11 protein-coding genes are annotated in these 20,687 nt (G+C 36.6%); all 11 read left to right on the plus strand.

The features are described from left to right. Positions 1-102: 102 nt before the first annotated feature. The 11 genes from KO493_RS09555 (at position 103) to KO493_RS09605 (ending at position 20,546) form a co-directional block, all read left to right on the plus strand. Entirely contained in the window at positions 103-1,710 is a 1,608-nt protein-coding gene (locus tag KO493_RS09555; protein ID WP_216067733.1) for a T9SS type A sorting domain-containing protein, read from the plus strand. Between the two features lie 582 nt (positions 1,711-2,292). Further along, positions 2,293-4,083, plus strand: a complete 1,791-nt coding sequence (locus KO493_RS09560; RefSeq protein ID WP_216067734.1) for an alpha-L-fucosidase — start codon at positions 2,293-2,295, stop codon at positions 4,081-4,083. Between the two features lie 242 nt (positions 4,084-4,325). Further along, complete coding sequence (locus KO493_RS09565; protein WP_216067735.1) at positions 4,326-5,774, plus strand: glycoside hydrolase family 28 protein; 1,449 nt, start codon at positions 4,326-4,328, stop codon at positions 5,772-5,774. An 8-nt stretch (positions 5,775-5,782) separates the two neighbouring features. Beyond that, positions 5,783-7,282, plus strand: coding sequence for an alkaline phosphatase D family protein (locus KO493_RS09570; RefSeq protein ID WP_216067736.1), 1,500 nt, complete (start codon positions 5,783-5,785; stop codon positions 7,280-7,282). 366 nt (positions 7,283-7,648) lie between these two features. After that, positions 7,649-8,458, plus strand: coding sequence for a T9SS type A sorting domain-containing protein (locus KO493_RS09575; protein ID WP_216067737.1), 810 nt, complete (start codon positions 7,649-7,651; stop codon positions 8,456-8,458). Between the two features lie 266 nt (positions 8,459-8,724). Next, the gene (locus KO493_RS09580) at positions 8,725-10,227 is read left to right on the plus strand and encodes a sulfatase family protein (protein WP_216067738.1); all 1,503 of its coding nucleotides are present in this window, start codon (positions 8,725-8,727) and stop codon (positions 10,225-10,227) included. Between the two features lie 368 nt (positions 10,228-10,595). Further along, positions 10,596-13,088 carry a glycoside hydrolase family 95 protein gene (locus KO493_RS09585; protein WP_216067739.1) on the plus strand — a complete coding sequence of 831 codons (2,493 nt, stop codon included), beginning with the start codon at positions 10,596-10,598 and terminating at the stop codon, positions 13,086-13,088. Positions 13,089-13,205: 117 nt separating this feature from the next. Beyond that, positions 13,206-14,675, plus strand: coding sequence for an arylsulfatase (locus KO493_RS09590; RefSeq protein WP_216067740.1), 1,470 nt, complete (start codon positions 13,206-13,208; stop codon positions 14,673-14,675). A gap of 381 nt (positions 14,676-15,056) precedes the next feature. Then, positions 15,057-16,355, plus strand: a complete 1,299-nt coding sequence (locus KO493_RS09595; protein ID WP_216067741.1) for a T9SS type A sorting domain-containing protein — start codon at positions 15,057-15,059, stop codon at positions 16,353-16,355. Positions 16,356-16,445: 90 nt separating this feature from the next. Continuing rightward, the gene (locus tag KO493_RS09600) at positions 16,446-18,287 is read left to right on the plus strand and encodes a galactose-binding domain-containing protein (RefSeq protein ID WP_216067742.1); all 1,842 of its coding nucleotides are present in this window, start codon (positions 16,446-16,448) and stop codon (positions 18,285-18,287) included. Between the two features lie 18 nt (positions 18,288-18,305). Continuing rightward, entirely contained in the window at positions 18,306-20,546 is a 2,241-nt protein-coding gene (locus tag KO493_RS09605) for a sulfatase-like hydrolase/transferase (protein WP_216067743.1), read from the plus strand. Positions 20,547-20,687 lie beyond the last annotated feature (141 nt).

The raw sequence follows: 20,687 nt of genomic DNA on the forward strand, positions 1-20,687 counted from the left end.
AAAAGTTAGCAAGAAATGAGTTAAGGGTACTTCTGTTAGGATATTATTTTTGCTACAAACCGAAATTTTAGAGGTGTCTTATCAATTTTAATATTACATACCATGAGAAAAACTTTCCTACTACTTTTTACAGCCTGTTTAACCTTATTATCTATTGGGGTAAAAGCACAAGCAGACCCAAACAGTCCTAATAATTATGACCAGAAAAGCTATGGCATATTTGTACATTATGGTTGGGGTGGCGATGAAAATGCGCTATATGGTTGTCAGATCACACCCAATCCAGACGGTTCTACATATCCAAAAAGTGTGGATGAAACAGCTAATAATTTTGACCTGGATGGTTTTGTAGATGATATCGCTGCTATGAGTCCTGAATACTTAATATTTACGGTGTGGCATTGTGGGATGAATCCACTATACCCGAGTGCTAAAATGGAAGAATGGCTAGGTCCAGGACACAGTTCTCAGCGTGATGTTGTTCAAGAATTGTTAGATGCCTGTGACGCAAGAGGTATTGATGTTTATTTTTATATTCAACCTTCAGAAGCACATGATTTCTCTCCTGAAGAACAGGCAAAAGTTGGCTATATTAATCAAAACAAGCCAGAAGTTAAATACAACGACTTTATCAATGAAGTTATTGCCGAACTTACCGAACGTTATAAGTCACAATTTAAAGGCTACTGGTTCGATAAAGGTTTAAACTACCGTTGTACTAATACAGAACGTATAGGAAATACAGTTAGAGCGATTATGCCTGATGCAGTTTTAATTGGTAATGGTCATTCTAATGTGAGTGCAGATTTTGGAGCGGTTGAAACAAAGAATCCAAAAGTTACTTTCGAAAGAGATGGGTATACTGGTATTAATAATAATGATGAGAATACTTGGCCGGCCTACGAGCGATCTATTTCTTTTGTGTCTGACAGAAGTTGGGCTGCTGAACCTGGAAGTATTCGCTACTCAAGTGAGCAAATGTATAAATATACCGTTCTAGAAGCTGGTGTAAATGAAGAAGGTGGTGGAGTAGCTTGGGCTATAGGCCCATATCCAACTACAACCATATCTTGGAATTCGGGTATCGTAGCTGGCATGACAGGATTAGGCACTTTAATTGATGCCGTAGCAGAGTCTATTAAAAGTACCATACCTAGTGATTCTTGGCCAACACCTGAAGGCACAACCATCAACGATTTAACTTGGGGAGTTGCGACAAGATCGGCCGCTGGTAACTTTGAATACCTTCACGTATTGAAAGCCCCGTCTGGAAATACTCTAAGTATCGACGCACCTGCCGATGGCAGACAGTACGATACAGCTGTTAACTTGCGAACAGGAAAAACTTGTAGCCTAACACAAACAGCAAACCAATTAACAGTAACCTTAGACGGGAGTGATTCTTGGGACACGGTAGATTCAGTTATTAAGCTAACGAGTAGCACACTTTCAACAAATAATCAAAAAGAAGTAAAGGAATTTACTATTTACCCGAATCCAACAAGTGATAAAATTCATATAAGATCGAATCAAAATGGTTCCAGTGATGGTACAGTAGAAATAATTAATTTACAAGGTAAGTTAGTGAACAATATGCCATTGAAATCATTTCCTATGGTTTTGAATACTAGTGAATTGAAAGAAGGGTTCTATGTGTTGAAAATTAAAACAGAAAGCGGTACGTCTATTCATAAAATAATTAAAAAATAGTTTCAGACAACTTATTACCGTTGTAATCAATAGTGATTTTTGAGTAACTCACTATTAAAGTGATATTTAAAAAGTAATTGGAATAAACCTCGTTTAAGCAGCATTAAAGGAGGTTTTATTTTTTGTGCTAAGCTGAAAGGACCACTTGGTTTATGGCTATAGAGGTTTTTTACAGTCTCGATTTAACCAATATGTAGATCGTCCTAATTTGAAGCATTTCTTTATTAAAAAATAAAGCCATCAAGTCCAATTATATACTACAAAATGTATCGATATTAAGCGTTAATGTTGATTAGAAGTGGCTTTTACGATAAAAACCATTACATAATTCATCTAGATCGTTGTTTATTAGCTTGTTGTGAGAGATGTCGAGAATAAGCAAAAGTTAGCAAGAAACGAGTTAAGGATGTACTTTTTTGTGTGCTAGATTTGCTTAAAACGCAGTCCGTTTTAATGTCAATAGGCATTTGAATACATTTTGATTAGAAGACGGCAACGACGGGTGAAAGGGAGATAATGAAATCTAAGCTTTTTAGATTTTTTGTGATAATTAAAATTTAGAATAGAATAAAAAATAAAAGAATGAAGAGAAAATTAATTGCCTTGTGTTTGCTAGCCACGATAAGTTTAGTACATGCACAAAAAAAAGGAAAAAGTAATGAAAGCATGGATAAGTTATGGGGTGAAACAGGTGTTTCCTCTGATGCACTTAAATCTGGAAAAGCAAAACTTTTTGATGAAAGTAATTTTGGCATGTTTATTCATTGGGGCTTATATTCCCACTTAGGTGGTGTATGGAATGGTAAAACCTATTATGGTATTGGAGAATGGATAAAATCTAAAAATGTAGCCAGTATTCCAGATGATGAGTATATGGCTGTGGCCAAAGAATTTAATCCTACAAAATTCGATCCTAAAGCCATTGCAAAATTGGCTAAAGATGCAGGTATGAAATACATTGTCATCACTAGTAAACATCATGAAGGTTTTGCGATGTTCGATTCAAAAGTAAATGATTTTAATATTGTTAAAGCCTCACCTTATGGTCGTGATCCTATGAAAGAATTATCGGCGGCTTGTCGAGAAATTGGACTAGGTTTTGGGTTTTATTATTCTCATAATCAAGACTGGACAGCCCCAGGAGGACATAAAGGTCCAAAGGTTGATGAAAACGGAAAACCAGCAACTTTTAAAGATTATTTCTATAATAAATGTAAACCTCAAGTAAAAGAAATCTGTACTAATTATGGCGAAATCGATTTTGTTTGGTTCGATACGCCAGGGAAAATGCCTAAGGAATATGTGCTTGAATTGGAAAAGATGGTACGTAAATTACAACCTAATGCGATGCTAGGAAGTCGTATTGGATATGGGTTAGGAGATTATGCGAGTGAAGGCGATATGGAAGTACCAAATCGAAATATTGAAGGCTTATGGGAAACTTGCGATACCAACAACGACTCGTGGTCTTATGCGTGGTACGATAATAATTTTAAAAGTCCTAAACTTATTTTAGAACGTCTTATCGCTACGATCGGTCGTGGAGGCACTTATTTATTTAATGTAGGGCCAGATGGTACAGGAACGATTCCCGAAATTGGGCAAAAATTTTTACGAGAAGCTGGTAAATGGATTAAAAAACACCCGCAAGTTGTTTATGGTGCAGGAAGTTCTCCTTGGAAACATGCTTTAGCCTGGGGTGATGTCACCACTAAAGGGAATTCTTTATTTCTATCGGTTTACGATTGGCCACAAGATAAAAAATTGTACTTGCCAGGATTGAAAACAAAAATTCTATCTGTAAATGCGGTGGGAGGTACAGCTGCAGAGAAAATTACTTTCGATCAGCAAAAAGATTGGACGGTTTTAAATGTGCCTTATCAACCTATAAATGATTTGATTTCTGTTATTGAATTAAAATTAGATACTAAGGTAGAGGAGGTTTCTGTAGATTCAAATTATGGGGTTTATCCAAATATTGAAAATCACTTATTGGCTGAATTCGCTGAGGTAACAAACGCAGAAAAGAAGGAAATTAAATGGATGGAGAAATTTGGAGAATGGATACATGTGAAGCAAATTAGTAAATGGAAAAAAGATAGTAAAGCAGAATGGACCGTGAATGTGCTTAAACCAGGTTATTATTACTTAGATTTAAAATATAAGGGCAGTGGACGATTAGTTTGGAAAACCATTACAGATGAAGGTGTTTTGGTACAAAATCAACAAGCGGCTACCGAAAAATTCGTGTATTATAACATGGGTATTTTAGAGTTTAAAACTGCAGGAATGCATAAGATTTCAGTGTCTTTAGTTGAAGGAGATCCTGAAACCTCCAGCCTTGAGGCTGCTAAAATTACGCCAATTAAATAGGCTGTTCGCTTATAAAATAATTTGAAAACCTCAGTATTTATTAAAATAGCAGCATATTAATATTTTTTAGGTGCTGGGTCTATTCAAAAAAAAAGCCCTGAGTCTTATTCAAAAAAGAGGTCAAAAATGTAGATGCAACGTTTAATTAATCTATTAAAACTGGCATAACTAGCCTTCAATAATTCAAGCATTGACTGTACAGTATTTTAATCTAACTGTTGAAAAACAATAATTATAAACACATGAAAAATTTAATTTTATCACTTTTTCTACTCGTTTGTTTTGGCTATGGGCATGCACAATTCAACCAGAACAACCATAAAATAACTGTTTTCAATATAAAGGATTTTGGAGCTATTGGAGATAGTGTGACACTAGATACAAAAGCGATTCAAAAAGCTATTGATGCCTGTACAGCCAAAGGGGGTGGTACAGTAAGGGTTCCAGCCGGTAAATTTCAGGTAGGTACTATTATATTAAAGAATAATGTCACCCTCTCTTTAGATTATGGTGCTTATTTGTTGGGAAGTCAAAATATAAATGATTACGATGCGACGCTTAGAGTGCCTCGTGAAGAATCTAATAGTCAGTGTTTAATTTATGCTGAGGATGCTACTAACATTACTATTGAGGGATTAGGTGTTATCGATGGTCGAGGAACAAATAAAGCATTTCCAGCAGATAAATTTAACAAAAATGCGCGTCCGCGGTTAATTAGAATGGAAAATTGCAACCAAATTAGCTTGCAAGGCGTGACCCTTAAACGCCCAGCATTTTGGGGGTTACATTTAATAGATTGTACCAACATTCATATTAATAATATTACCATTCGATTTCGTAATAACAACGTTAATAATGATGGTATTGATATCGATGGTTGTCAAAATGTATTGATTGAAAATTGTGATATCATTTCAGGCGACGATGGCATTTGTTTAAAAAGTTCTTTAAACCCTTGTCGAAATGTAATCGTTCGTAATTGTGTGGTGAGTAGTGGTACAGCACCATTTAAAATAGGGACTTCTTCAAGAGGTGGATTTATGGATGTGAATGTGTCGAATTGCTATTTTTATGATTGTCCGATGGGAGCACTTAAAATAGAGTTGGTAGATGGCGGAAGATTGGAAAATATTGATATCTCAAGAATTACCATGAAAAATGTAGGTAGTCCAGTTTTTATTCGACTGGGAAATAGAGGACGGGTGTATAAAAATTTTAAGGCGCAAATACAAAACGCAGACGCTAAGCCCGAAGGCGCTCCCATTGGATCGATTAAAAACGTACGAATAAGTGATATTGTTGCAGAGGTAACCATTGAGGATCTTAATGAAAGAACTCCAGGGATTTACCATCCGCCAACATTTATTAAAGAATTTCCAGACCAAATGATGGCGCAGGCCGGTCCTATTATGATTACTGGGATTCCAGATCATTATATTGAGAATGTTACCCTTGAGAATATCGATATTTCTTTTCCAGGGTTAGGAACAAAAAAGCATAAAAAGAACAAAGTGGCTGAGGATATTGCCCGCTATCCAGAACAGTTCTTTTTTGGTATTCTACCTTCATGGGGCGCTTATATTCGTCATGCAAAAAACATCACCTTTAAAAATGTGAAAATGCAAACCCGTGAAGCTGATGCTCGCGATGAAATTATTACAGATGATGTTATCAAATTTGTAAATAATTAATTGAGGGTATGAAGATCGATAAGCAACTTTTTTATTTAAGCCTTTTCGTTTTAATTTTAACGCGTTATACTGCTTTTAGTCAAGTTAGCATGGTACCAATAAGGCACCAGATTACTTTAAAAGAAGCACATCAAGGTAGTTTATCCATTGACACCATGTTGCTGAATAGTTATCAGGTCATGCCATCAAATATTAACAAGTTTTATTTAGATGCTAGGCGTGTTTTTGCTCGAGATCAAGATAATTTCACAGACAGAAAAGTAATTAAGTCCGCACAACAAAATGATATAAAATTAATGGGTGGGCCCATGTTAGGCGATCTCAAAGAGCATGGGGTAAGCATTTGGTTTAGACCTTCAAATATTTTGGCCGTTCAAATAAAAGTGCGTTCAAAAAATGGTAATCAAGAAACCAATTACTCGTTACAACCTATTGCCGCAGGTGCAGATCATCGTATCGTTATAGACGATTTGCAACCATCAACGCAATATCATTATTTTATGAGTGTACAAGGGCTGCAAATTGCTAAAGGATCTTTTAAAACGACAGCAAAAAATAGGGGGAATGAGGAGGTTAGATTGGCTTTTGGATCAGGTTTTCACAAAATAGGTCTTCATAATCCTAATCTAATTCATGCTATTTTAGAAAGAAAACCAATGGCAATGATGCTATTAGGGGATATAGCCTCCGATGGTCGGAAAAATAATTTGGGCTTACTTCAATCCGATTATTTGCTAAGAGATCTCTCAGAACCTTGGCAAAAGCTTTCTGCAAATGTACCTTTATACGCCATTTGGGATGATCATGATTATTTTGGTAACGATAGTGGTGGGGTACCTAAAAATTTTACCAAAGATGATAGGGCACACCTTCGAAAGCTATGGAAACAAAACTGGAATAACCCTCCAAATACTGTCAATGGACTTTATTTTAATACGCGTATTGGTTCAATAGAATTGATTATGCTTGATACGAGATCATATCGAACCAATGAAAATCAAGGAGATTATGGATCGTACTTGGGAAAAGCACAACAAAAATGGTTAAGTGATGTTCTCAAAAAATCAACTGCTACTTTTAAAATAATTTCTAGCGGAACTATGTGGAGTGATTATGTAACCAATGGTAAGGATTCATGGGGAGTTTGGGATATCAAAGGCCGTGAGGAAATTTTACAGTGTATTGAAACCAATAAAATACCAGGTGTTTTATTAATAAGCGGGGACAGGCATGGTGCCCGAGGATTTACTATTCCTAGAACTTCTGGATATCAATTTTATGAGTTTGAACCTGGGTCGCTAGGAGGTGTGCCCGGACCACCAGCGATAGCAGAAGATGCCTCACACCAATTATTTGGTTATAAAGGTTCAGGGTTATTTGCTTTTGGTGAATTTACCTTTAATCTTGACGGGGTCAAAAGCCAAGTAACCTTCCGTTTAATCAATGAATTAGGGGAAATTATGGAAGAAAATGAGTTGTCGTTAAACCAATTGACACCCAAACAATAAGCTTTAGTTTGGATAATAATCTTCCTGAGGTAACCTTATTTAATGTGTAATGTATCAGTTGGTAGAAAATTCATGAAATAGAACATTAATTTTTGAGTAAAATTAAATTAAAGCATCAATTTAAATCCTCAAAACTGTCTTGAGGATTTTTTTGTGAGTTGGATTTTTACAAATGAACGTTGTTTACCTCGAGGCATTTTGTACTTATTGACTTTTGTATGGTTTGATTACTTGTGATAATACTAAAATTCACCTCTTATGAGTGAAATGAGCAAGCAATGAGCTGTTATCGAGGCTAATGAGAGGTGTTGTTTGATAATATTGTAAGTGTTAAAACAAGAATCCTTAAACCAAAACTTTTTTATTATGAAAAAACAATTACTATTATCAATGGCAGTTTTATTTGGGTCATTAACAATGACGGCTCAAAATATCGTTACGACAACAATGGATAATCAGGCTTTTGCAATGGGAACGAATACAACGTTACCTGTTCATACCTGGGCGGCAACTTCCGGTAGAGCAAGCGTTATAGGAGCGGGTCATCAATTGAGAGGTACTTCAAATACTAATATGGATCTCGCGGCTACACTGGAATTTGATCTTCAAACAGCATCGGGTACTGTAGATGGCAAACTTTCATTTGATTTTGGTAAAGTTGTAGATACTGAAGTGCAAATAGAAGTTACTGTAGGTACACAAGCGACACAAACTTTTACGTTTACAGGAAATAAGGGAGAAACTAATCTAACAACCTACGAGTTATTTCCTGTCGAGTACAATGGCGATATAACCTTTTCGACAACACCTATTCATGTTAAATTTGACATTATTGATTTAGATAAAAGCCCTGATGTTAACAATACTACTTTGCCAGGAGTAAGGATATATAGTGTTAACGTAGATAAGAGCAATGGGACTCTGGCTACAGAAGGTGTTATAGCAAACGAAAACAAATTCACCTTGTTCCCTAATCCTACAAAAGATAGTTTTCAGTTAAACGCAAAAGCGAATCAAAACGTAAAAAATGTAGCTGTTTACAATATGGTTGGTCAATTAGTAAAATCTTTTGCACCTTCTTATAAATACGACACAAGTAGCCTTGCAAGTGGCGCTTATGTTATTAAAATATCGACCGATAATGGTTATGATACAATTAAGCTGCTTAAAAATTAAGATATAAACTTATTGAATAAAAACAATCCTCAGGTTATCTTGGGGGTTGTTTTGTAGTTTATAATAATTAGTTAATAATAGTTTTATTTATAGGAAAGAATTTTTTAGCCTGTTGTATTAAAACGTAATATTGTTGTCGACTAAAGTGTTCCCAAGGAAATGGCCTTCAACCCTAATAAAGAAAGAACTTATTATAGAATGCTATGTTTATAAAAAATGTAAAAATTAAAGTGTTAAGTGCTTTATTGCTAATGTTTTGCGCACCCATGTGTTCCGCACAAAAAAACAATCCCAATATCATTATTATTTATACCGACGATCAAGGGTATGGCGATGTTGGAGCATTAAATCCAGAAGCAAAATTTAAAACACCAAACATGGATCGGTTGGTGGATGAAGGTGTCACTTTTACAGATGGCCATAGTAGCGATGCTGTATGTACCCCATCAAGGTATAGCTTGTTAACCGGTCGCTATAGTTGGCGTACATCCCTTAAGAAAAATGTACTGGCTGCCGATGGCCCTTGTTTGATTGAAGATGGCCGTGTAACCATGGCTTCTTTATTACGTGATGCGGGCTATAACACGGCCATGATTGGGAAATGGCACTTGCAAATGGAATTTGTAGGCGAAGTAAATGGTGGTCGCGATTGGTCGAAACCATTCACTGATGGTCCTATTGAGAAAGGATTTGATTATTTTTATGGCATTCCTGCCTCTATGAATTATGGCATTTTAACTTATTTGGAGAACGATCGTGTCCTTGAGCCACCAACATTATATACTAAAAGAAAGGTAGGTGTTACACCTCGAACTTATAGAATAGCGCCACCTTATGACAAGGCATATAAAGAAAAGCTCATTGAGGTTGCTCCTTCATTTATAGATGAGTTAGTATTAGAAACTCTTACCAATAAAGCTGTAGAATATATAAGGAATGCGACTAAGGATGCAAAAAAAGGCACCCCATTCTTTTTATACCTGCCTTTAACGAGTCCGCACTTACCGCATTGTACACATCCTGATTTTCAGGGTAAAAGTGACTGCGGTAATTATGGTGACTTTATGCAAGAAACAGACTATCGTGTGGGGCAAGTTTTAGATGCTTTAAAAGCAAATGGCATTGAGGACAATACTTTGGTTATTTTCAGTTCAGATAATGGTGCAGAGAGTAATTATAAATACCAAAGAGATACCTACCAGCATTATAGTTCGTTGCATTTTAAAGGAGGAAAACGTGATATTTATGAAGGTGGTCATCGTGTTCCTTTTTTAATGCGTTGGCCTAAAGAAATAAAGGCAGGAATTAAGGTGAATACGCCGGTTTGCCAAACCGATTACTTGGCCACGGTTGCAGATATTATTGGCGCTAAATTACCCGATGATGCTGCCGAAGATAGCTACAGTTTGTACGAAATGATGAAAAACCCAAAAACTGTGATAACGGATAAACCTTTGGTAAATCACTCATTTACTGGGCATTTTGCTATTCGAGAAGGGAAATGGAAATTGAATATGTTAAGAGGTTCAGGAGGTTCGTTGAAACCAGTAATAATTAAACCAAAAGTAGGTGAAGCCCTTTACGAATTGTATGATTTAGATAATGACCCTGGAGAAACTAAAAACTTATATTTTGAGCACCCAGAAGTCGTGAAGAGACTCACTGATAAAATGACTCAAATTATAAAAAATGGTCGGTCTACAAAAGGCGAGCCACAGCCATTTGTTAAAGAAAACTGGAAGCAGTTAACATGGATGACTTTGGATTAATATATTTAGGTTATAAGATTAAAAAGTGAAATTGGACATTTAGATATTTGGCTACAAGAATCCTCAAGTTTATTTTGAGGATTTTTTTATGCATGACGATTAAGAAAATCGCTTGGTGTTATTTACAAAAAAATTAGCCCGAAATTTGGTTTAACAGCGGTTTTTGGAAGGGTTTGTTTTTGGTAAATAGCACGTGCTAAAGGTTACAGTTTTCATCAAAAAAACGCAAAAAACAGGGTGTCTAAGCCTCAAATAAATGACGTATAGCGCAATATTATAGCGCATAGTTGAAATGAGCAAGTATTGACTGAATTGAGAGGTTCGTTTATAGCCATATTCTATATTATTGTCTGGATAAAATTGTCAGAATGAAAATAGTAAGTTATAGAATATTAGGATTCCTTACCTTAATATTACTCTTAAATTGTTCAAGTGTTACAAATCCAGAACCGCCTAAAGAGACTAGTCATAGTATGACTATGATCACACCTGCTAGCCAATGGAGAGAGGGTTTGCCTTCTGGAAATGGAACAGTTGGGGCTTTGGTTTATGGGGCAATTTATCAAGAACGTGTACTATTTAATCACAACAAACTTTGGTATGGAGGTAAAACTGATGATTTACCCGATTTATCTGCAGAACTTCCTGTGGTAAGAGCATTAATGCTTAATGGTGATTACTTGAAAGCTAATAAACATTATAGTAACAAATTAAAGCAAGCAGGTTTTTCGGCTAAAGCTGGACGTTTTCACCCTGCATTTGATTTATTACTTACTACCGAAAATGAATTCATGTTTCAGGATTATTCAAGAACCCTAAATTTTGAAACTGGGGAGGTTGCCGTAAATTGGCGCGATGGCGAAACCAAATTTTCCAGACGATTGTTTGTCTCTATTCCAGATAATGTTTCAGTAATGTCTATTCAGGCAGATAAAAAAAATGCAATTTCTGGAAAGGCCACTTTAGATATTCATGATTTGAATGATGCCATTGATAGAGAAGGGAATTTATTTGACCCTGGCTTTAAATATATAACAACTACTGAAGGTGAATTTGTGAAATTTAAATCTACAGGTTCAGATGGTGGTGAGTTTGGCGGTGTTATGAGGGTGCTTACAAAAGGTGGCGCTGTACATACAGAATCTAAAAGTATTTCATTTGATAATACAGATACTGTCACTTTAATTATAAGTTTTTTTGCTAATGAAGATAGCGAAATTGCTTTTCCAAGATTAAAGAAGGAATTATTAGAAATCAATACAAATTACGAAACACTCTTTAATAGACATAAGGCATTACATAGCGAAAGGTTTAATGCTATGGGGGTCCATATTAACCAAAGTAAAGAAAATAACACTCCAAATGAATTATTGCTTTTAGAGGCTTATCAAGGCGATATTTCTACCGAATTAAATCAGAAACAATTCGATTATGGGAGATATTTACTCATATCTAGTAGTCGAGGCGGGGGGTACCCTGCGAACTTACAAGGCATTTGGAACGGTGATTATCGTCCGCCTTGGAATTCATTTTATGGTATTAATGAAAATTTGCAAATGAATTATTTGCAAGGACTTCCGGGGAATCTTAAAGAATCCATGATGGCATTCTACGATTATTTTGATGCCAATATGGATGAGTTTAGAACCAATGCCAAACAGCTTTATGGAACTCGCGGGATTTTTATTCCACCATTCATGTCTCCAGAATCTGCTAAACTACGTGTTACAGCACCACATGTTATTTATTGGACTGATGCAGCAGGGTGGTTAGCTTCCTTTTATTATGATTATTATTTGTTTACTGGCGATGAAGAATTTTTGAAAAACAGAGCCATTCCTTTTATGAAAGAAGTGGGGCTTTTTTATGAAGATTTTATAGTGAAAGATAAACAAGGGAAGAATATGTTTTTTCCATCGCAATCACCCGAAAATCAGCCAATAGATAAAACGGTTATTGATCCAGAAACGGGTAGGTTGTCTAAAATTAAAGTTCAGATGAATGCTACCATCGCAGTGGCAGTTTCAAAAGAAGTGTTTACAAATCTAATAGCCTCATGCGAACTTCTAGGCATAGAAAAAGACGGGGTTTCAAGATGGAAAAATATTTTGGAAGCTATGCCAGATTATCAAATTAATGAGGATGGTGCTTTGAGTGAGTGGATGCACCCAGATTTTAAAGATAATTACGAGCACCGCCACCAATCGCATATTTATCCTTTGTTTCCAGGACATGAATTTAGTCAAGAAAAAACACCAGAATTATACAAAGCCAGTAAGGTAGCCATTGAAAAAAGATTGCGTATCGGACTTAAGTCACAAACGGGTTGGTCTTTGGCACACATGGCTAATGTTTATGCGCGTTTAGGCAATGGGCAAAAGGCTAAAGAGGCTTTAGATATTCTAGTTAGAAGTTGTTTAGGTAAAAATTTGTTTACCTACCACAACGATTGGCGAAATATGGGCGTTACAGTTTCTCTTAAAAATGGTAATTCTGCACCTTTTCAAATAGATGCTAATATGGGTATAACGGCTGCTGTAACAGAAATGCTTTGTGGTTCGGATGCCAAAATGTTACGCATTTTACCAGCATTACCTTCCGAATGGGCAAAAGGAAATTTTCATGATATGCTTACGCGAGTGGGAGTTAAAACTTCAGTGGAATGGGATATGAATGAACATAAAATTACTATAACGCTTGTCGCGGAAAGAGATACCCAATTTGATTTGAAATTTTCAAAAGCACCAACCGAAATTAATTGTAATACAGAGGATGTGATTAAAGAATCAAGTTTTGGAAAAGAATATAGATTATTGAATTTAAATAAAGGGCAGGAAATAAAGCTGAATGTTACTATATAGAAACGTTTAGTTGTTGAGAAAAAAGGTTTGTCATTTTCTTTATGCTAATAAGTGGTAAAGGTTGAGAAAAAATAATAAGTAATAATTAGTAACACATAAAGCGTCATGAAATTTAATATGAAAATTATAATATTCACATTATCATTTTTATCGATGTTTAAAACTGAGGCACAAGAACTCAAGAACAGGCGTCCAAATATTATTATGGTAATTACCGACGATCAAGGCATGGGCGATTTGTCTTGTATGGGGAATCCCATACTGAAAACGCCTCATCTTGACAAATTCTATAAAACATCAACCCGGTTTACCGATTTTCAAGTAAGTCCTACTTGTGCACCAACACGCTCTGCTATTATGAGTGGTCGGGCGCCTTTTAAAAATGGTGTTACGCATACTATTTACCAAAGAGAACGTATGGCTCTAGATGTTTTTACAATGCCTCAAGCCTTACAAAAGGCAGGTTATAATACAGGTCTTTTTGGGAAATGGCATTTGGGTGATGAAGAGGTGTATTTACCAGGGAACCGTGGTTTCGATGAGGTTCTAATGCACGGTGCAGGGGGTGTTGGTCAAGTGCAATATGGCGATTTTCCTCCAAATGGTGATAATCCTTATTTTGATAGTGTATTACTTCACAATAAAACTATAGTACAAACTAAAGGTTTTTGTACCGATTTGTTTTTCGAATCTACGTTAGCATGGATAAAAGAGCAAGAGAAAGTTGAAAAACCATATTTCGCTTATGTGGCTTTAAATGCTCCCCATTCGCCATACATTGCGCCAGAAAAATATAAAAAACGTTTTCTTGAAGCTGGATTTGATGAAAAAACCGCTGGACGTTATGGTATGATTGAAAATATTGATGACAACTTTGGTGCGTTTATGAAAAAACTAGAATCTTGGAAAGTTCTTGATAATACACTCGTAATTTTCATGACAGATAATGGTATGGCCAATGGGTTTATGTTAAATCGAAATGGTAAGAAAGAAATGCCTTTTAATGCAGGTTTAAAAGGTGTTAAAAACTCGCCTCATGAAGGCGGTACCCATGTGCCAGCTTTCTGGTATTGGAGAGGGGTTTTAGGGGAAGGTGTAGATATAGATGCTTTAACAGCGCATATCGATTTATATCCAACATTTTCTGATTTAGCTGGAGTGGAACTGCCTTCTCATATGCAAGATTTAGATGGAAAATCGCTTGTGCCGTTACTGCAAAATCCAAAAGCTACATGGCCAGATCGTGAATTGTTTATTAATTCTGGTCGATGGGATGTAGGGGAGCGTGAGGCTTCAAAATATACAAATAGTGCTGTGCGTTCACAAAAATGGCGCTTTGTAAACAATAAGGAACTTTATAATATTTCAATTGATCCGGGGGAAACGACTAATGTAGCCAGTGCTAATCCTGTAGAACTGACGAAATTTCGCAAACTTTATGATCAATGGTGGGCGTCCACTTTACCGTTATTGGTAAACGAAGGGTTGCCTTTGGTTAAACCCGAAAATCAACCTTTTGCAAAGCGCTACTACAAACAGTTAAAGGAAAAGGGCATTCCTATTTGGGAGCCAGCTAAAATAGATTAATGAATAGGAATTTTTAATAAAATAAAAAGAGAATTTAATTTTTAAAAACTTGATAATGAATTTAAAGTTTAACATCATCTTTTCAATGCTAATTACTGTAGGAATAGCCACCCAAATGGTTGCTTGGCTCGGTTATGCAAGTGAATGGAAAAAGACTTGGCTTTACCGAACTTTTTAATAACAAAATTGTGGCTCACGAAAACACCTTACCCTTGGAATGGAAACGGTTTATAGGAGCCACATGTATTGATGGAATACCATGAAGATTATGACAAAGAGAAGGGGATCCTCTCTAAGAATGACCCCAAAAAAATAAGGGAAACCCGTAACGGGTTTTTGTAAGAAAATAATAATTTTGCAATCCAAATTAAACCAAACAACATGAACTTAAAACTTAACTCTATCTTCGCCATAGTTTTTATAGCAGGATTTTTTGCACAACTCCATGCGCAACCTGGCTACGCAGGTGAATGGAAAAAAACGCGACTCTATGGGCATTCTTTCAATAGTGGAGATTTCACCGATCAAGAGTATGATTGGATTCGGGATCACTTCGAGTATTTTACTATTGAAAAGACCCACCGCAGATCTACTTACGGAGATCCATCGCACGAGATCACGAGCCGAGAGACTGCAACAAAATTAATTCAGGCTAACCCGAGATGTAAGCCTCTTATGATTTATAGTATTGGGAGTGCATATCCACACTTGTTTGAATCGGAGGCTGCCATACTACAAACTAATCCTGAATATTTTTTATATGACGCGGCCGGTGAACCGGAGGATATGAATCTTGAAAATCCTGGTGAAAATGACTGGTATATTCAAACTACAAATTGGAATACCGACAACAGTGATCTTCATGGGATTTTTCTAGATGGTTACAAAGGTGCTTATACTGCGCATACGGCACCTGTTCAATATATAAGTGATAGAATGACCGGTTATAGACTGGTTAACGGAATGGATTTCGCTCCAAACGGATTAACGATCCGTGGTTGGCCTGAATGTTTGAATTATTCGGATGGCGTATTTATCGATGCCTTTTTCCGTAGACGTGTTATGACCAAAGACGCTGGAGTTGTATTGATCGATGCTTGCCTTAACATTCCAGAAGATCAAATGTTTGTTTGTTTTTCTGCTTACGATGGATATAGTCCTACTTTCGAATTTAGTCATGCCGCTTACCTTATTGTTGCTCATGAAAATACCTATTACCGATGGGTTGACTCAGGTCACCTATGGAATTCTTCGTCACTTATGACTTGGCATGATGTCTTTGATAAAGAAATGGGGGAACCTTTAGGTAAAGCTGTGAAAAATGGCTACGTGTACACTAGAGTATTCCAATATTGTACGGTGACTTTAGATGTTGAGAATATTACGTCTCATATCGAATGGGGTCAAAATAATACGCTTGGATTAGATGCAGATTTGAACGCTGAGGACAGGACGTTATTAATTTACCCAAACCCTGTTATAGATACGGTAACTTTTAAACTAAAAACTTCTGAACCTGCTGAATATAAAATTGTTAATAATATAGGTCAAGTAGTCCTTACTGGCATAATTAGTAATGGTTCAACCTCTGTAGATTTAAGTAGCTTATCATCTGGCATTTATACGGCTAGAGTGAATACCGGATCTAAAACACAAAGTAAAAAAATTATTAAAGAATAATCTACTAATTTATTTTCAACCTTAAATCTCATGTTTACAAAAAAAATAATAAGAACCTTATTATTGGTTCTATCGGTCACAATAAGTACAATGGGTTTTTCCCAAACCGTTGGTCCCTGGGATCTAGATGAACTATATAAAGTTCCAAATTGGGAAGTCACAACCCTAGCACAAAAAGCTGGAGTAACGAGTCTATTGTTTAGCTCCATTGATTACAAAGGCAATCCAGTACAAGTTTTTGCGTATTACAGTGCGCCTAGCACAGGAACTATGCCAGCAGGAGGGTGGCCAGCCATGGTACATGCTCATGGTGGTGGTGGAACGGCTTACTCGCAATGGGTAAGTTATTTCAACGATCAAGGTTATGCAGCTATAAGTTTAGACTTAGAAGGGCATATCCCAACAGAAGATGCCAATGGTAATTACCTTTCTTCTCCAAACCCTGGCCCGAGTAGAAGCGGCGTGTTCAATGATTATGGGAACCCTATTGAAGAGCAATGGTATTACCATGCGATATCACAAGTAATCCTTGGACATACCTTAATCGCTTCTTTTCCTGAAGTAAATGCTAATAAAATAGGACTTAGTGGCGCAAGTTGGGGCGGTACGATTACAAGTACAGCTATGGGCGTTGATAACAGATGGTCATGGGCAGCACCAGTATATGGAGCGGGCTATTTAGATGATTCTGATGGGGCTCAAGGTAATAACATTAGCGGTGCTAAAGCGGATTTCGTAAATCAATATTATGATGCCTCGGTGTATTTTGATAGAGTAAACTTTCCTGTTTTATTTATTAACGGAACGAACGATTATAATTTTGCGATGCCGGTTACCCAAAATTCAGCTAAACATGTAAATGGAAATATTCTGTTTTCATTGCGTTTTGGTCACAGTAATTTAGCACCATTAAGACTGGATGAGCTTTATACTTTTGCCAATCAAGTGACTTATGGAGCTGATGCTTTACCAACTTTTGGAGATCCGAGTTTTGATAGTGCCGATGTCGCTTCTGTAAGTGTCGCTTCTGAAGCAGGATTGAGCAGTGCCGAATTACTCTATACCCTAAATGATGGTAAATGGTACGATCGATTATGGGAAGCTATTCCAGCGACTATAAACGGTAATACCATCACAGCTAACCTTCCAGCGAATACAGAAGCTTTCTATTTTGCAGCCACCGATTCACGTGGATTAATGACAACCTCAAAGTATGTAGAAACGATTAACGGATCTATTCCTGCTGGCAATCCTAATATTGCCGTTTATGGTACAGCCTCACAATCTACAACAGACTATTCCGGAGATGCATCATTAGCGATAGACCAAAATACAAGTGGTGCTTGGGCCGATGGTTCTGTATCTCATACAGGTAAAGCAACCGATGAATGGTGGATGGTAACTTTAGATAATATTTATACTATTAATGATATTCATGTGTACAACCGTACAGATGCCGCTTATATGAATCGATTAAATAATTTTACTGTAGAAGTTCTCGACAACAACGATCAAGTGGTATTTACGCAAACTATTACAACAACACCTAATCCGTCTGTAACTGTTAATGCAGGAGGCGTTGTTGGTAGTAAAGTTAGAATCCTTCAAAATAAAACAAACACGGCATTAGCCCTAGCAGAGGTTGAAGTTTATGGTACGGCTTATACATTATCCGCAAATGAGGCGTTTTCGGAGGCTAATGCAGTTTTTATTATGTACCCAAACCCAACCAGCGATTTATTGAATATTAAATTAGGAACTACAGAGTCTGTGGCCTACCAAATTTTTAGCACAACTGGAAAAGAATTACTTTCTGGAACGTTTGCTAACGGTACCGCTGCGATCGATTTAAGCACATTAACCAATGGTTTGTATCTCATCAAAGTTTCTGGAGTGTCCATATCTCAAGTTAAAAAAATAGTAAAGAAATAACGTGTCATTTTAAAAATTATGAAGACAGATTATAAAATGAGCGTACGTTTGATACTGCTTTTTTTAACAATAAGTTTTACGAGTTATTCACAAACCGGGCAGTCACCAAATATAATTTACATATTAACGGATGACTTAGGTTATGGCGATGTTTCTGCCTTTAATAGTAATAGTAAAATAAATACGCCTAATATTGATAAGCTAGCATCCGAAGGGATTATGTTCACAGATGCGCACACAACTTCTTCCGTTTGTACCCCTACCAGGTATAGCATTTTAACAGGTAGGTATAATTGGCGAACGCCATTAAAATCTTCCGTTTTAGATGGAGAATCAGAAGCGCTTATTCCAAATGATAGAGCAACAGTTGCGTCTATTTTAAAGGATAATGGCTATGCAACAGCCTATATTGGCAAATGGCATTTAGGATGGGATTGGGCAAAAGCAGCCAATGGTGATATAGATTTTTCAAAGCCTCTAACAAATGGGCCTAACGATTTAGGGTTTGATTATGCATTTGGTCATTGCGGATCCTTGGATATGGGGCCTTATGTCTATGTTGAAAATGGGATGTCTACAAGCATACCCACCGTGTATACTAATAATACTGGTCAAGGTTATTGGAGAAATGGCTTAACCGCCGAAGATTTTGTGCATGAGGATGTGACACCAAATTTTATTAACTATGCGATAAATTATGTTGAAGCAAATGCAAACGCTTCCAAACCTTTCTTCTTGTACCTTCCGTTGCCATCACCACATACGCCTATTTTACCAAGCGCGGAATTTGCTGGTACTAGCGGACTAGGAAATCCGTATGCAGATTTTGTTATTATGGTTGATGACTATATTGGTAGATTATTAGATCAAATAAAGGCATCAGGGATAGAAGATGATACGATGGTTATTTTTACTTCAGATAATGGCTGTTCCCCAAAAGCTATAATACCCAATTTGACTAAACAAGGACACAATCCCAGTGGGATTTATCGAGGGATGAAATCGGATATTTATGAAGGCGGACATCGCGTGCCTTTTGTGGTAAAATGGCCCAATGGGATACAGCAAGGTTTGGTATCAGATAAACTGGTTTCTACGGCAGATTTAATGGCTACATGTGCCGATATCGTAGATTATGATTTAAAAGATAATGAAGGCGAGGATAGTTACAGTATATTACCATTATTTGAGAATAATCCTGGAGGGTATTTAAGAGAAGCGTCAATCACACATTCAATTGACGGTGAATTTGCTATTACGAAAGACGGATGGAAACTTATAATGTGTCCAGGTTCTGGAGGTTGGAGTTTTCCTGAAGCTGGACAAACCGACGGGTTACCAGCTTTTCAGTTATACGATTTAACCAATGATCCATCAGAAACTAATAACCTTGAAGCTACTGAGACTGATAAAGTAACAGAATTAGGAACCTTATTAACGAAGCAAATATTAGACGGAAGAAGTACGCAAGGCGCTAATCAAGAAAATGATCCAATTGATTTTGAATGGACACAAATAGATTTTATCAACGCCTTTGAATATACCGAAGATGATGATAACGGGGATGATGCTAATAACCAAGTGAATCTTGCTTTAAACGGAACTGCAACACAATCTTCATTAGCTTCAAGAGGAGTGGCCTCCCGTGCAATTGATGGCGATAGCAGAGGCGCTTGGGCTAGTGGAACAGTTACGCATACCGCTACCGAAGTTGATCCATGGTGGGAAGTTGATTTGGGGGCTGCTAAAAGTATCGGAGATATCGTGGTTTATGGTAGAACAGATGCTTGTTGCATCGCAAGGTTAAGTGATTTTACAGTTACCGTACTGGATGCGAATAGAAATGTCGTGTATTCACAATCATTTACGGCTTATCCAGATCCATCGGTTACCTTGAATGCAGGGAATATAGCCGGGCAAATTGTTCAGGTTAAAATAAATGGTACCAATGCGCTGTCATTATCTGAAGTTGAAGTGTATGGCTCGGCTTATACGTTATCAGCAAATGAGGCGTTTTCAGACGCTAACGTGTCTTTAATTATTTCCCCAAACCCTACTAATGACTTCATGAATATAAAATTAGGAACTATGGAATCTGTAGCATACCAAATTTTTAGTACAACTGGAAAAGAATTACGTTCTGGAACGATTAATAATGGTGCTGCTGCGATCGATTTAAGTCAATTAGCGAATGGCTTGTATTTAATTAAAGTTTCTGGAGCGTCTATATCACAAGTTAAAAAAATAGTAAAGAAATAAATTATCATTTAAAATTTAACAGTAAAAAGTTAAAGAGCGCTAGATTTTCAGGCAATTAACACAATTATGAATACGTAAACCTCGTGGTGTTATATTAAAATTTGTTGCATGGTAACCTGTGCATTGTTTACGAAGATTTGA

The sequence above is a fragment of the Pseudotamlana agarivorans genome, assembly GCF_018860245.1.
Taxonomy (GTDB): domain Bacteria; phylum Bacteroidota; class Bacteroidia; order Flavobacteriales; family Flavobacteriaceae; genus Pseudotamlana; species Pseudotamlana agarivorans_A.

Coding starts and splice junctions, on each gene's coding strand:
- KO493_RS09555 (WP_216067733.1), top strand. CDS start 103: ATGAGAAAAACTTTCCTACTACTTTTTACAGCCTGTTTAACCTTATTA.
- KO493_RS09560 (WP_216067734.1), top strand. CDS start 2,293: ATGAAGAGAAAATTAATTGCCTTGTGTTTGCTAGCCACGATAAGTTTA.
- KO493_RS09565 (WP_216067735.1), top strand. CDS start 4,326: ATGAAAAATTTAATTTTATCACTTTTTCTACTCGTTTGTTTTGGCTAT.
- KO493_RS09570 (WP_216067736.1), top strand. CDS start 5,783: ATGAAGATCGATAAGCAACTTTTTTATTTAAGCCTTTTCGTTTTAATT.
- KO493_RS09575 (WP_216067737.1), top strand. CDS start 7,649: ATGAAAAAACAATTACTATTATCAATGGCAGTTTTATTTGGGTCATTA.
- KO493_RS09580 (WP_216067738.1), top strand. CDS start 8,725: ATGTGTTCCGCACAAAAAAACAATCCCAATATCATTATTATTTATACC.
- KO493_RS09585 (WP_216067739.1), top strand. CDS start 10,596: ATGAAAATAGTAAGTTATAGAATATTAGGATTCCTTACCTTAATATTA.
- KO493_RS09590 (WP_216067740.1), top strand. CDS start 13,206: ATGAAAATTATAATATTCACATTATCATTTTTATCGATGTTTAAAACT.
- KO493_RS09595 (WP_216067741.1), top strand. CDS start 15,057: ATGAACTTAAAACTTAACTCTATCTTCGCCATAGTTTTTATAGCAGGA.
- KO493_RS09600 (WP_216067742.1), top strand. CDS start 16,446: ATGGGTTTTTCCCAAACCGTTGGTCCCTGGGATCTAGATGAACTATAT.
- KO493_RS09605 (WP_216067743.1), top strand. CDS start 18,306: ATGAAGACAGATTATAAAATGAGCGTACGTTTGATACTGCTTTTTTTA.